This is a genomic window from Pedobacter psychrodurus (assembly GCF_032678585.1).
Taxonomy (GTDB): Bacteria; Bacteroidota; Bacteroidia; order Sphingobacteriales; family Sphingobacteriaceae; genus Pedobacter; species Pedobacter psychrodurus_A.
The window spans coordinates 96,435-111,506 of record NZ_JAVTSN010000010.1; the positions used below are offsets into that span (position 1 = coordinate 96,435).

Here is a 15,072-nt window from a genome sequence, read left to right on the forward strand (position 1 = left end):
TTATCTCACCAATTAATGACTATAAGTTTTAGAAGTTAACTTTAACCTTTAATGATTTGAAAGAAAGAAGATTGTCTCGATGGAATCCAACGTCTGTTCTTGACGCCTTAAAACTATACTGTAAATATTTACTTATCAAATGAACATTACCTCAAGTGCCATATTTTTAGCGTTATTTTTTCTAATCGAACTATTCTATTTTAGAATAGCAGATCGCTATAACATTATTGATAAGCCCAATTTTAGAAGTTCGCACAGTAAGATCACCATCCGTGGCGGAGGGATCATTTTTACCATCGCCGTACTGTTGCATTGCTTCATTTCTGACTTTAGCTATCCTTTTTTTGTGCTGGGTTTGGTCATCATCAGTAGTATTAGTTTTGCAGATGACATCAAACCAATTAGTAACAGGTTTAGAATTATTTGTCATTTTCTGGCGGTATCTCTATTATTCTATCAGGTTGGATTATTTAAATTGCCTATTTATATCGTACCTGTCGCTTTTGTCATGGCGATTGGGATCATTAATGCCATAAATTTTATGGACGGTATAAATGGACTTACTGGTATTTATTCTTTTGTTACTTTGCTCACATTGTATTATCTGGATACCAATGTTACACCAGATTTCGTGTCAAAGGACCTACTCATTACAGCTATATTAGCGGTAACTGTATTTATGTTTTTTAATCTCCGTACCAAAGCAAAAAGCTTTGCCGGGGATGTTGGTAGCGTAGGAATTGCTTTTATCATTATCTTTTTTATGGTAAGTTTGATAGTCGCCTCTGGCAAGGTGACCTATTTACTACTATTACTTTTATATGGGTTAGATGCCATTTCTACCATTGTTTTTCGTTTAGTTCGTAGAGAAAATATTTTCAAAGCACATAGAAGTCACTTTTATCAATTTCTAGCTAATGAAAAGCGTATCCCCCATCCTATGGTAGCATTAGGTTATGCTATTTCTCAATCTATTTTTAATGCCCTACTCATTATACTAGAACCAAGCCTGACCTGGACAATAATTGGAGTCGTATTGCTAGGTTTGTTATTTGTCGCCTTACGGTTTACATTAGAAGGAAAAAGAAGGTTGCTTCTCAGAGAGAAGCAACCTTCCAAAGCTTAAATTTTATTTTCACTATAGCGTAGCGCGTTGGCGGCAATTTGTGAAGCTGATTATCTTGTCGCCATTGATATTTATTTAATGTTAGCTATATTAGCAGTAAAAATGCGTTTAGGTGGTATAAGCATATCCGGATTAGCAAGTATCATTAAACAGAACAAGGAAATTCTCATCTCTTGTCAAGGCAATGGTCTTTTCACCATTACGCCATTGGTTTATGCAAAATACTTATTTAAAATGGTGGAGCTTTATTTTTTAAAAAACTGAGGGATGGCTGTCTTAAGAAAAAATGCTGGATATAATGTGCTATTGTCGCTTACCCAATTTGCTTTCCCTTTAATTACTTTTCCTTATGCCTCTAGAATTTTAGGCCCAAAAGCGCTGGGAGCAGTCAGTCTGGCAGATAATTTTACCTTATATTTTCTAATATTTTCAGGTCTTGGTATTCCACTTTATGGTTTACGTGAGGTGGCAAAGGTTAAGCATAACCGTCAACTTCTTGGGCAAACCTTTTCATCACTTCTTTTCATTCATTTGGTTACTGCTATAGTTGCAATTATCCTATTTTTTCTTCTAACAATTTCTATCGATAAACTTTATTCAAATTTTGTGCTATACCAGATAGGGATGGCTATTGTATTAGGAAATGTTTTTATTGCAGAATGGTTTTTTCAAGGTTTGGAAGAATTTAAGTATATCACCATCAGAACCGTTATCATTAGATCATGTACCGTTCCTTTATTATTTATACTTGTAAAGAGCCCAGAAGATAGTAGCATTTATTATGGTTTGAACCTAATTGCTATGCTCGCTTCAGCCGCATTTAATATGTATTACATCCGCAAAAAGATCCATATTTCTTTTAAAAATCTAACCATCAGGAAACACCTTAAGCCACTGTTTCTTCTATTGGCAAGTGCTTTAGTTACCACCATATATTTGGTGTTTGATACGGTTATTTTAAGCTTTTTAACCAATGATACTGCTGTGGGCTATTATGCAGCTTCCATGCGGGTCGCAAAAATTTCACTTTCGGTATTAGGAGCGGTTTCTCTTGTTTTGCTACCCCGTCTTACTTTCTTGTTCAATCAAGAGGATAATGTAGCAGCCGCTAGTCTATTAAACAAGTCGCTACGCTTTGTCTGTTTCTTTAGTGTACCGATTGCCATCGGTATTTTTTGCTTAGCAAACGAAATCATTAGCGTATTTGCCGGGCAGGCGTTTTTGCCTGGTGTAAATTCCTTAAGGGTTTTGTCCTTTCTTATTGTGGTAATAGGTCTGGCTCAAGTGTTAAGCAACCAAATTCTGTTACCACTAATGCAGGAAAAAAAAATTTTGTATGCCTCTATAGTGGGGGTAATAATTAGTCTCTCCGTAAATTTTATGCTTATTCCCAGGTTTTTGCAATTAGGCGCTGCGATTAGCTCACTCTTTGCCGAATTTTCAGTTACATTGGTATTGTATGTTTATGTCAGAAAACATTTTTCGGTCGTATTACCTGTACAGGTTTTTCTAAAGAGTGTTCTGGCTAGCCTAACGTTTTTTTTGATCAGATACCTTATTTTGCAAATCACGATAATGCCCATATTAGTACTTACCTTTACGGTTGGTCTTTCTGCAATAGCCTATTTGCTGGTACAGTTGTTCATCTGGAGAAACAAGGATGTGATTGAAGTGTTGTCGACCTACCCTGGATTAAGATTTTTAATGAAATAAAATAAAATGAAGCAAGTATGTATTGTTATTCCAATTTACAAGGAAGTCCTCAGTGCATTTGAGTTGATTTCGCTTCAGCAGTGTTTTAATGTGCTGGGCGAGTATGATATTTATTTTGTTATTCCAGCCCGGCTGTCAGCAACAATTGCTGATAACCAATTTATCAAAGAGAAAAAAGCACAGTATAAAATATTTGACAACCGATTTTTTTTCAGTACAACCGGCTATAATCGGCTAATGAAAAAACCAGGTTTTTATAAAGCATTTTTGGATTACGAATTTATGCTTATCTATCAATTAGATGCATTTGTGTTTAAGAATGAATTAGCATACTGGTGTAATTGTGGTTATGATTATATTGGCGCACCTTTTATTAAAAAAAATAGTGACGGAACTTTTGCTATCTCGGGCCAGGGAAATGGAGGTTTCAGTCTTCGGAAAATTTCAAATTGCTATAATGCTGTGAAGCAGTTTAAGAAAATGGGTTTCGAACATCCTTTTTATTCTAACCAAAAACCGTTTTATATCAATTTGTGGAGAGATATAAAGTATAATTTTATATATAATTTTTCTTTTTATCCATTTCAGCCAGTGGTCAATGAAGATATTTTTTGGTCGGTATTGATCCCTGAAGCTTTTAAAAACTTCAGGGTGCCACCGGCTTCAGCAGCTATCCCATTTAGCTTTGAAGTTAATCCTAGAGGCTTATATCAAATGAACGGAAACAGGGTTCCTTTTGGCTGTCATGCCTGGTGGAGATATGACCTGAACTTCTGGAAAAATCACATTAACGCCTATGGATATGAATTGTAAAAAAATGCGGCTCCTGCAGGCCAAAGAAGCAGATTTCTTTCTGGATGGCATTCAGGAACTTTACCATGTCATTGAGCAGGATCCTGCATTCGAGGTGAGTCGGCAAGTGGTCAGATATGGCCGGCTGAAGTCGTATCTTGTACGCGCACTCAGTGCTATGCCTTTCCTGTTCCATTTCCGTATCAATTTAGAGCACCGGGAGCAAGTTAATTTCTCGGCCATGATCAGTGGCGATTTTAGGCTCATGCTACCTTACGTCTTTTTTACCCGTCAAAATTATATTTACATGCACGATGCTTGGCCAAGGTTTCAATCCTGGATATTCCCTTTGCTCAATTTTTTTAACATCAGATATGTATTTTTCTCCTCCAAACAAGTCTTGCAAGACCACCTGAAAAAAGATCCCCAAAGTACCTGTAAGAGTATGTGGCTACCCGAAGCACTCAATGCTTCCGAATACCACTTTGAATCCTATGCAAATAAAACGATTGACGTGCTGGAGTTTGGGCGGATGTATCAAGAGTACCACGATTTAATTCAGATGCCACTCACTCAGGCTGGAAAAAACCACCAGTACCGAAAGCAAAATCTGCCAATGTTATATCCAGATAAGCCCTCCTTTGTACAAGCCCTGGCGCAAACAAAAATTGTGATCTGCGTCCCATCTGATATCACTCATCCTGAACGCGCGGAGTATATATCTACAATGACCTTAAGATACCTTCAAGCCATGGCTTCCAAGTGCCTGATTGTCGGAGTAACGCCTTTTGATATGCGGGAGTTGTTCGATTATGATGCAATTATAGAAATCGACATGAAAAACGCGGCCCAACAACTCTTGTCAATTCTCGATAATTATGAATCATATCTTTCGCTTATTGAGCGGAACTATCAGGAAGTACTGCTTAAGCATCAATGGATCCATCGTTGGGCAATTATGAAACAAAAAATAGAGGAAGTTCATGAATAATCCCCTGATCTCAGTTATCGTACCCGCTTATAACTATGGTCACCTGATTACAGAAACCCTGGAAAGCATATCCGCGCAAACCTATCCAAACTGGGAGTGTATTATTGTAGATGATGGCTCAACTGATCATACGGAGGAAGTGGTGCAGGATTATATCAAACAACATCCCGAGCAAAACTTTCAATATGTTTATCAATCAAATTCAGGGCCTTCTGCCAGCCGAAATGTAGGTATAAAAAAGGCCCGAGGGATTTACATTCAATTTTTAGATGCAGATGATCTGCTCTCTAGAGATAAATTTGCTCTCCAGCTTCGCTTACTGCAAATGAAGGATTGTGCGCTTGTCTTCTCCCAATCCTCTTTTTTTAAAGAGGAAGATGGACGTTCCGTTTCGGTAGAGAAATATCCGCAAGGGTATCTTGCAAAGGAGACCCTGTCGGGGTTCAAGCTTTTAAACCGCCTGATAAAAAACAATATTTTTCCCGTAAGCAGTGCCCTTGTACATGCTGCCCTTGTTAAAAAAGCCGGAGAATTTGATCCCGGCCTGGATAGTAATGAAGACTGGCTTTTTTGGTTTGATATCGCATTATTAAATCCGGAATTTGTTTTTGACCATGTGGAAACTTCCTTCACAAGAGTTAGAGTCCACAATAAAAGTCTGATGAACAACCACCGGCGAATGTCCCTTTCCGAAGTAGCGGTAAGGAACAAGATGGAAGCTAAACTTGTTAGTCAGCCTAATGGACATGGTGTTGGGCAACTCAAAAAAAACAATGCAGACCTATTGGCTTTGCATCATATCCGTTCACTTGAACTACATATTGGAATGAGGTATATAATGAAACATTTTATTCGTCATCCTCTGCAAAACTTTCGTTTGCTTTGCAAAGGCTGCTTCAAAATGATGGTCAGACTGTATAAAAAATGAGACAGGCATAATGAAAACTACAATTACAATTTTGATGGCCACTTACAATGGTTCAGCATTTTTAAGCGAACAGCTGGAGAGCATAATTTCTCAAACGTATACGAATTGGGAACTATATATCCGCGATGACCAATCAACTGACCAAACACGCAACCTTTTAGAAAAATACGCTGCTAAAGATTCCCGTATTAAGATATTGGAATTAGAAGGGGGACATGGATCGCCAGTGCTTAATTTTGGCACGTTGTTTAACTATATTGGTGTAAGGGGGATAGATTATATGATGTTTGCCGACCAGGATGATATTTGGTGCGCAAATAAAGTAGAGGCAAGCCTTGCCTACATGCAGCTACTGGAACAAGCTGAATTGGAAGGCTTTCCGATATTAGTATACACAAAATTTCAGTTTGTTGATGAGATGGGTATCGAAATTAATGAGGAGTTGAGCATGCCTGCAACCTTAAAGCTACCTGTGTTGCTGTTTGGCAACTATGCCTATGGTTGTACCATGATGCTCAACAAGGCATTAATCAATCAAATCAATATCATTCCCAGCAATGCAGTCTATCATGATTATTGGATAGCTCTGGTAGCTTGCTCGTTCGGCAAAGCAATATTATTACCCCAGAAATTATTGGCCTATCGCCAGCATAGTAAAAATTTCAGTACCAACCTAGACAGCCGCTCGATGGGCTCTCGTTTTAAAAGATACTTGTACACTACAACTCAATTACCTGCACTCACAAAGCAATATCAAATGATGGATGTTTTCTTCGAAACCTACAAACCGCATTTCAACAAAACCAGCCTACCGATTATCTCGGGGTTTTTAACTGCAATGAAGCAAAGCAACCGCATATTAATTAGCTTTATGCTACGTCATCATTTTAAAAAGGTAGGATTGTTGTCAACAGTTGCGCAGTATTACCTACTCCTTCGCCTGCGTAAGAAAATTAAAATGGCTTTAAATCAAGTTTAAAACTTTGTCTTATAGATTTATTTTTTTGCAAAACATTAAAATTAATTACACTATTCTCAAACATGGCCTAAATTGACTAACTTCGGCTACATTTCTTAAAAAAATATGCATCATTCAAAAATCAGAATTCTCGGTTTAAGTATTGTATCATTCATCTGTTTATTCGCGGTTCCAAGTTACGCCCAAACTATCCCTGTAGGGTTGTTAGAGAATGTTGAGGATGCATATAGAAGACAACAATTGCTGGGACTTGATAGTTCCAATGCCTCCTACATGATCAGACCTATGCATATTTCAGCTACCAATAACCTTGCTTTGGGTCAGCAGAAAAATGGCGAATTACTCTATATTACCCAGTTTAGGAAAGAACTTTATATAGCAAATGAAGGTAAGATCGCATTTTACTTATTGCCTGCAGTAGTGCAACAGCAACTGAATACGCACCACCCATATGGGATAAATGATGGATCTATGGTGCAAGCTAAAGGATATCAAACCCAGGTGTCTGCAGGTGTATTCGCCAAAATTGGTCCTTTGTTTATTCAATTAAGGCCGGAGTACGTCTTTGCAGAGAATAGCAACTTCCAAAAATTAAGCGATGCAAATGGATCCGTTTTTAAAAATGTAGTTTCCCTGTATTATAACAGAATCGATTTGCCAGACCGATTTGGCGACGAGAAATATAGCAAGCTAAGCTGGGGTCAAAGCAGTATAGGAGTAAGTGTAGGGCAAGTGGCGCTGAGCCTGTCCAATGAAAACCTATGGTGGGGACCAGGCGTTAGGAATTCCTTACTAATGACTAATAATGCATCTGGTTTTAAGCATTTTAGTTTAAATACATCCAGACCCATTCAAACCTATATCGGTGATTTTGAAGGACAAATCATAGCAGGGAAACTAGAACAGTCCGGCGTAGCATCACCGGCAGGTACGGGGTTTGTGCGCAAAGCTAACGATTGGAGGTACCTTTCGGCGATTGCAGTCACCTATCAGCCGAAATGGGTGCCAGGCTTATACCTTGGTGCAGACAGATCGTTTATAGTAAATAGGAGAGATATGGGCAGGGGATTTGCAGATTATTTCCCCATATTTAAGGCCTTGCCTAAAGAAGATTTTGTTAATCCCGATCGCACCAATTCCGAAGATCAATCTAAACAAGACCAGTATATCTCCTTTTCTGCACGTTATGTGTTACCAGAAAGCAAAGCCGAAGTTTATTTGCAATACGGCCGTAATGATCATGCTTACGATTTAAGGGATGCGATTGTCGAGCCTGAGCATACCAGAGCCTATGTGGCCGGTTTTAGAAAACTAGTACCATTAGTTCAGGAAGATGAGTTTATTCAAATAGGCTTGGAGTTTACCCAGTTACAAAAAAGCACTACCAGAGAAACCAGAGCTAGCGAGACGTGGTATACACACTATCAGGTACTTGACGGTTACACGAATAGAGGGCAAGTTCTTGGCGCAGGCATTGGCCCTGGAAGTAACATGCAATCTTTGGATTTGGCTTGGGTAAAGGGCCTTAAAAAAATAGGTTTGTTAATAGAGAGAGTGGTTAATAATAACGATTTATTGTACCGTTACGCAGAGGCATCTGGGGAAAAACCACAATACATCAACAGGCATTGGGTCGATTTAGCGTTTGGGGGCAAATTCGCATGGAATTTCGATAAATTTATAATCAATTCCCAACTAACCTATATTCGATCATTAAACTATCAGTATAATTGGGAGGCGGGTCCTGATTATTGGGAGTGGAAAAAGAAAGATGTAAATAATTTACAGATCAAAATAGGTGTACTCTATAATTTCTAGGGAATTCCGATCAGCACCTATTTATCAGTCACCGTTAATATCACCTTGAGCCTATCGAAATGCTAGTATCAAAATCGGTGCAAAACGTTATTGCTTAAAAGCGATGAATCGATGCATTAATTTTGGGGGTAGATGGTCAAGCCCGCGAAAACCAGAATCTTCAGCCTGAATTGGGATCTTAAAGGACTTATCGCTAAATCTGCGAAAATAACCCATCAGTTATACGATGTAAGTAGGCAATGGAATGTATTCATCAAAGCTATCGATCTAATTAATCAAACAGCAAACAACTACCAAGCAAAAAAGAGCTAACTAGGTAAGCACTAGATCGAAGGTGTACGATTAACTCATCTTGATTCGGATTAGTTTGACTAGTAATTTCGATTAAAAATCATTCGTATGTTCATAATCAGGTGAAAGACGGCTATACAAGTATGGGCAGGTCTTGGCGCAGGAATTGTTTCGGGGCAGTAACCCGCAATCTTTAGATGTAAGCTGGGTAAAGCCATGAAGAGAATCGGTTTGCAAATCGAGAGGCTTGTATATAACGATGCTATATATTATGCCGCTATTACTACCGATCCAGGGAGGAAATGGATAGAGTTTGTTTTTGGGCAAATTTGACTCGAGTTATAAGAATTTAGTCATAAATTCTCAATTGACTTACATTAGTTCCCACAATTATCAATATACGGCAAAAGATATCGTTTATACAGATAAGAACTTTTGGAATTGGGATAACAAGGTATAAATAATCTCGTCTAAAAGTGGGATTAATTAATATGTAGAATATTAATTTCCTGATAAAAAAACGATGTTAGGTCGATTTTATGTTTTTGTAAGGATAAATTGTGAAAAGTTCATTTCGTTTTCATTATGAAATTGTTAATTCGTTGATTTGTATCGTGCAATCGATTTTTTTTTGCATAACATATTGGCTTTGCGGAAAAAAAATATAAACTTTAAACTCATTTTTGCATTAAATGTTCTCTATGAGAAAAAATATATCTACTTTAGTAGTCAATAAAAGGATTGATTGTGAAAGTTAACGTTGCTTAATGTTCTCGATATTTAAAAAAAAACCAGTTAAGGTTACAGATTTGTGTTGGCTTGGTTTAGATATGCATTCTCATCTCTTGCCAGGGATAGATGATGGGGCGCCTGATGTTGCCCAGACGGTAGCTCTAATTACAAAACTTAATGCCTTAGGTCTAAGTAAATTTTTCTGCACACCACACATTTTTAAAGAGCTTTATCCGAATACATCAGATAGCATTAGACAAGCACTTGAGGCGGCCAAAGACGCGTTGAAGGCAGCTAAAATAAATGTCGAAATTGAGGCTGCTGCAGAATATATGATTGATGAGAACTTTGAAAGTGAAGATGAGCATATTTGTTTACCAAAAAAATACATTCTCATAGAAATGTCTTATCTTAACGAATCGCCCAATGTAGAACAGATTATATTTGACCTACAGATAAAAGGGTACATAGTTATCTTAGCCCACCCTGAAAGATACACCTTCTACCACAAAAATTACCAACGTTTACATCGGCTTAAAGATATGGGATGTCTATTTCAACTAAATTTACTTTCAGTGATTGGATATTACGGGCCACAAGTCAAACAAGCCGCCGATTATTTACTTAGATTAAAGCTATATGATCTAGCAGGGACGGATTTACATCATGAAAGGCATATGTCAGCACTTGAAAAGTCTGTTAAAAAGGGTGAGCTTTATGATTTAATAGGAAATTATAATTTTAGAAACGTAGAGATCTTTGGATAGGCTTCCTTAAATATACCCACCATATTATTCTACATATATACAAAAATGGTAAAATATATAAGTTAAACTGATATATTTGCCTGCAAATCAATAAATATATCCCCGCTTTATGAATAGAAAAATTACAATTAAACAAATTAATATATCTGTCATTATATTATTAGTTGTCTTAATTTCATCATGTGTATCCACCAAAAATGTGCCATATTTTCAAGATGTATCATTGGCAGGCAAATCGGTTTTAGAAAGTACTGCAGATTATTCAGATCCTAAAATACAAGTTGATGATATACTATCAATCTCAATATTTACAGGTGATCCAGAAAATACTGGGGTGGTTAATCAGGTTAGTTCTGTAACTACGGTTGGTCAACAACAAGTGTCAGGGTATTTAGTGGATAAAAAGGGAGAAATTGAATTAGCCGTCATCGGAAAGATAAAATTAGCAGGCCTTACCACATTTGAAGCACGAGATACTATTCGGTCAAGAGCTAAAGAATTATTTAAGAACCCGACTGTACAAGTCCGCTTTGCTAACTTCAAGGTAACTGTTTTAGGAGAGGTCGCGAGGCCTGCAGCTTATACTTTGCCAAACGAAAAAGTTAGTGTTCTCGACGCCATAGGATTAGCAGGCGATCTGACAATTTATGGGAAAAGAGAGAATATACTATTAATTCGTGAGGTCAATGGTAAAAAGGAATTTGCAAGATTAAATTTGAACTCAGAGATGTTATTTAAATCTTCATATTTTTATTTAAAGCAAAACGATGTGATTTATGTCGAACCTAATAAAGCTCGTGTCGCAGCAAATAATGCGGCTCGTACTCAAACATTTGCAATCATTGGATCAGCGCTTTCAGTTGCAATAGTTTTAATATCAAGAGTTTTCTAATTTTAACACACTTAAGAATATAAATGAATACAGTTGTAAATAATACTCACGAAGACGAAGATGGGATTGATTTAATGCTAATGTTTGCTAAAGTGTTGGGTAAATGGCCCTGGATTTTGCTTTCGTTAATTTTCTGTTTAGGTGTCGCTTATACATACATTAGGTATCAAACCCCTATTTATTTGATTTCTGCAAAGTTACTCGTGAATGATGATAAAAAGGGTGGAGGGCTGCCCGACGGTAGTGCAATGCTAGGAGATCTTAGTGGATTGTTAGGAGTTAAAAGTACTGTTGACAATGAAGTACAGATTCTGAAGACAAGATTTCTGATGGAGCAGGTTGTTCGGGACATGAATTTGAACATAACATACTATCAGCGGGGCAATGTGAAGGATGTAGAACAGTATAAAAGCCCATTTTCAGTTAATCTAATTGTACCGGCGGACAGTATTCGTAAGGCCAAAATAGATCTAACATTACTCCATAACGGTAAATTGTCTCTTTCCAGTGATGACATTGATACAGTAATTTCATTTGATAAACCCATTAATATCCGTAGAATGGGAACTTTTACTATATCAAGAAATCCAGGTCAATCATTTAAAGACCAGAAATATGGTTTTACTATAGTGTCTATCGATGAAAAGGTAGGTAGCTTAATGAGTGATCTTAATGTTGCAGTAAACAATAAATTGGTAACAATAATAGATTTAACTATAAATCATCCCATACCTAAAAAGGGAGAAGACATTCTAAATAAGTTAATACAGAAATATGTAGAAAGCAATTTGAAGGACAAGAATGAAATTGCAGATAGTACCATCAAATTTATAAAAAATAGATTGGCTTACATTAGTAGCGAATTAGGGGATTTAGAGGGTGATATTCAAGGTTTTAAGCAAAAAAATAATCTAGCTGACATGACCGAACAATCCAAATTGCTTGTTCAGAATACGACGCAATTTGTAAGTCAGTTAGCGAATACAGAAACTCAGTTAAGTATTTTAAATAGTTTGCAGAGTTATCTAAATGATGATTCTAAACGAGTTTTACCGAGCTCATTACTGCCCTCTGATTTAGTCTTTACAAGTCTTATTGAGAAATATAACACTCTTTTATTGGAAAGAGATAGAAGGTTACTGGGGGTGACGGAAACCAACCCGCAAATAGTCAACTTAGATCAACAAATTGCCAATCTTCGAAAAGATATGTTGGCTAATTTGGCAAGTACAAAAAATGCGTTAACTATCACCAAAAATAGTTTGACGAAACAAATGAACTCTGCAGAAAGTGAGGTCAAAAAAGTACCTGAAACGGAGCGTAATTACCTGAATTTAGCTAGGCAACAACAAATAAAGCAAGAACTGTATATTTATTTAATGCAAAAAAGTGAGGAAACTGCAATCTCAAAGACGTCTACTATTTCCAACTCCAAAACTATTGATCCTCCAAAATCAGAGTTTAGCCCTTTTAGCCCAAAAAGATCTATTATAATCTTAATCGGCTTGGTAGTTGGACTATTACTTCCAGTTTCAACAATTATTATTTTAGACTTTTTAAACACCAGAATCAATACAAAAGAGGATGTTACAAGAGCTACGAGTGTACCAATTCTAGGAGAAATCAGTCATAATGAAGAACCTGATAATCTAGTCATTGCAAATAGTTCGCGATCCGCCATCGCTGAGCAATTTCGGGCAATGCGAACAAATCTTTCATTTTATCTTAATGACTCCTCCGAAAAGGTAATATTATTGACATCAAGTATTTCAGGAGAAGGTAAATCTTTTGTCGCTATAAATTTGGGTAATATTCTCGCAGTTGCAGGGAAACGAGTATTATTGATGGAGTTGGATTTACGAAAGCCCGGTTTGTCACCGAAATTAAGTATCCCTAATAACTTAGGATTTACAAATTTCATTATCAATAAAGAGGTTAAAAGTAGCGATATAATTAAAAATCTTGCCTTTCAAGAAAATTTATTTATTTTGACCTCTGGTCCAATTCCGCCTAATCCAACAGAAATGCTATTGAATCCTCGGACAAAACAACTTTTCGAGGAGTTAAAATCCCAATTTGATTACATCATTATTGATGCTCCACCAATCGGTGTTGTGACAGATGCTCAATTACTAGACACTTATTCTGATATATGTTTATACCTCGTGCGTCAAAAATATACATCGAAGACACAATTAAACATAGTCAATGATCTAAGTTTAAATAAAAAAATGAAGAAACTTGGGATAGTTGTAAACGATATACAAGCAACTGGATCCTATGGTTATGGCTATGGTTATGGCTATGGTTATGGTTATGGTTATGGCTACGGAAGTTATGGTTTAACTGACAACAAAAGTAAAAGTATCTGGAAACGTTTGTTTAAAAAGTAAATTTTTCTCAATAGATCATATAATTATTGTTGCTGTCTAGATAATCTGTATAAATACTATTATTAACGGCTTTTAGATACTGTTGTTTGACTCACAGCTCTAATGCCAAATCGATATTCTAAAATAAATGAATAATAACGGAGCACTTAGAAAAAATCTAACGTCTAATATTGTATTGTTTCTTCTTAATGGTATAATAAGCTTTTGGCTACCGCCTTTTTTAATTCGTAAACTTGGAATAGGTGCATATGGTATAATTCCTTTATCGACAGCTATTGTTGGCTATGCAGCGTTAGTTACAGTTGCTATTAACGGCTCACTTTCAAGGTATTTAGCAATTGACATTGCCGAAAAAAACTTTGACAAGGCTTCACGAACCTTTAACACCTCTTATGTAGCAATGTCGGTTTTGGTTGTTTGTCTACTACCTATTATGATCTATGGGTCATTGAATATTTCGTCCCTTATTTCAATCCCTAACGAATTAATTGGAGATTCAAATCTGCTTTTTATTTGCGTAACCGTTTCGTTTGCACTAACATGCTTCTCTTCGCTATTTAATTCATCCGCCTATGTTGCAAATAGATTGGATTTAGTGAATCGTGTGACTGTAATAAATACCTATGTTCGCTTGATATTTATTTTTCTCATTTTCTTCGCTTTTAAAATTTCATTACTTGGTTATGGTATCTCATTTTTGGCTGGGAGTTTAATCTCTGCTGCTTATAGTTACTACCTTTTCAGAAAATATACCCCTTTTATAAGCCTAACTTTTAAGTCTTTTGATAATACCATTTTAAAGGATTTACTTTCTATGGGTGGTTGGCTGGTTGTCATTCAATTAGGGACTATATTATTCTTGCAAATAGACCTGTTGGTTGCAAACAAGATGTTAGGAAATCATGCCGCGGGTCAATATGGAGTTTTATTGCAATGGAGCACCATGGTAAGAACATTTGCGATTACACTCTCTGGAGCATTAGCTCCACTCGTCCTTAATCTATATGCCCAGAAAAAAAAGCAAGAAATGATTAGACTGACGTTATTGTCAAACAAATTACTGACATTATTTATCTCTTGTGGAGTAGGGGTATTATGTATTGTATCAAAACCTCTTCTTACAGTATGGGTAGGTAAGGGAATCGGTGAAATGTATTGGTTGTTTATCATTATGCTTATTCCCTTGCCATTAAATTTGGGGGTATTACCTCTCTTTTCAATTAACCGCGCATATAACAAGGTAAGAGTGCCAGGAATATTCACTTGTGTGATGGGAATAATTAATCTTCTTCTTGCCATTTCTTTAATAAGGTTTACAAATCTTAAACTTTATGGGATTGCTATTGCAAGTGCAGTTGTTCTAACAATGAAAAATTTTTTATTTATGCCTATATATACAGCAATGAACATGGGGGTGCCTAAAATAACTTTTTTTAGATCATCAATCTCTTCAATTTTAATTATGCTTATTTCAATTGGTTTGATGTTTGTCTACAAATCATATGTAGAGATTAAAAATTGGGGTGGTATAGTGTTTCATTGTGGATTCTTGTTTTTGTTGTTGGCAGCAATATCATTCCTTTTATTATCTCGGAGTGAAAAGGAATCAATCTCTTCTTCGCTTTTGAAAAGGAAGTAGTTTATGCACGT

Annotated in this window: 12 protein-coding genes; all 12 read left to right on the forward strand. The window is 36.4% G+C overall.

What is annotated here, in order from left to right; genetic code table 11:
* Positions 1 to 139 precede the first annotated feature (139 nt).
* The 12 genes from R2S57_RS08840 (at position 140) to R2S57_RS08895 (ending at position 15,061) form a co-directional block, all read left to right on the forward strand.
* Positions 140 to 1,126, forward strand: coding sequence for a UDP-GlcNAc--UDP-phosphate GlcNAc-1-phosphate transferase (locus R2S57_RS08840; protein WP_316844682.1), 987 nt, complete (start codon positions 140 to 142; stop codon positions 1,124 to 1,126).
* Between the two features lie 27 nt (positions 1,127 to 1,153).
* Positions 1,154 to 1,390, forward strand: coding sequence for a hypothetical protein (locus R2S57_RS08845; protein WP_316844683.1), 237 nt, complete (start codon positions 1,154 to 1,156; stop codon positions 1,388 to 1,390).
* A 3-nt stretch (positions 1,391 to 1,393) separates the two neighbouring features.
* The gene (locus tag R2S57_RS08850) at positions 1,394 to 2,839 is read left to right on the forward strand and encodes a flippase (protein ID WP_316844684.1); all 1,446 of its coding nucleotides are present in this window, start codon (positions 1,394 to 1,396) and stop codon (positions 2,837 to 2,839) included.
* A gap of 6 nt (positions 2,840 to 2,845) precedes the next feature.
* Positions 2,846 to 3,652 carry a DUF5672 family protein gene (locus tag R2S57_RS08855; RefSeq protein WP_316844685.1) on the forward strand — a complete coding sequence of 269 codons (807 nt, stop codon included), beginning with the start codon at positions 2,846 to 2,848 and terminating at the stop codon, positions 3,650 to 3,652.
* Complete coding sequence (locus R2S57_RS08860) at positions 3,642 to 4,622, forward strand: glycosyltransferase (RefSeq protein WP_316844686.1); 981 nt, start codon at positions 3,642 to 3,644, stop codon at positions 4,620 to 4,622. The genes R2S57_RS08855 and R2S57_RS08860 overlap by 11 nt, the downstream gene beginning before the upstream one ends.
* On the forward strand, positions 4,615 to 5,550 hold the full coding sequence (locus R2S57_RS08865) for a glycosyltransferase family A protein (RefSeq protein WP_316844687.1): 936 nt from the start codon (positions 4,615 to 4,617) through the stop codon (positions 5,548 to 5,550). Before R2S57_RS08860 ends, R2S57_RS08865 begins: the two co-directional genes overlap by 8 nt.
* 10 nt (positions 5,551 to 5,560) lie before the next feature.
* Positions 5,561 to 6,529, forward strand: a complete 969-nt coding sequence (locus R2S57_RS08870) for a glycosyltransferase family 2 protein (protein ID WP_316844688.1) — start codon at positions 5,561 to 5,563, stop codon at positions 6,527 to 6,529.
* A gap of 105 nt (positions 6,530 to 6,634) precedes the next feature.
* Entirely contained in the window at positions 6,635 to 8,347 is a 1,713-nt protein-coding gene (locus R2S57_RS08875) for a capsule assembly Wzi family protein (RefSeq protein WP_316844689.1), read from the forward strand.
* Positions 8,348 to 9,405: 1,058 nt separating this feature from the next.
* A complete protein-coding gene (locus R2S57_RS08880; RefSeq protein ID WP_316844690.1) occupies positions 9,406 to 10,137 on the forward strand; it encodes a tyrosine-protein phosphatase in 732 nt (243 codons plus the stop codon).
* Between the two features lie 109 nt (positions 10,138 to 10,246).
* A complete protein-coding gene (locus tag R2S57_RS08885) occupies positions 10,247 to 11,029 on the forward strand; it encodes a polysaccharide biosynthesis/export family protein (RefSeq protein WP_316844691.1) in 783 nt (260 codons plus the stop codon).
* A gap of 23 nt (positions 11,030 to 11,052) precedes the next feature.
* Entirely contained in the window at positions 11,053 to 13,422 is a 2,370-nt protein-coding gene (locus R2S57_RS08890; protein ID WP_316844692.1) for a polysaccharide biosynthesis tyrosine autokinase, read from the forward strand.
* Between the two features lie 127 nt (positions 13,423 to 13,549).
* Positions 13,550 to 15,061 (forward strand): lipopolysaccharide biosynthesis protein, encoded by a 1,512-nt coding sequence (locus R2S57_RS08895; protein ID WP_316844693.1) that lies wholly within the window; start codon positions 13,550 to 13,552, stop codon positions 15,059 to 15,061.
* Positions 15,062 to 15,072: the final 11 nt, after the last annotated feature.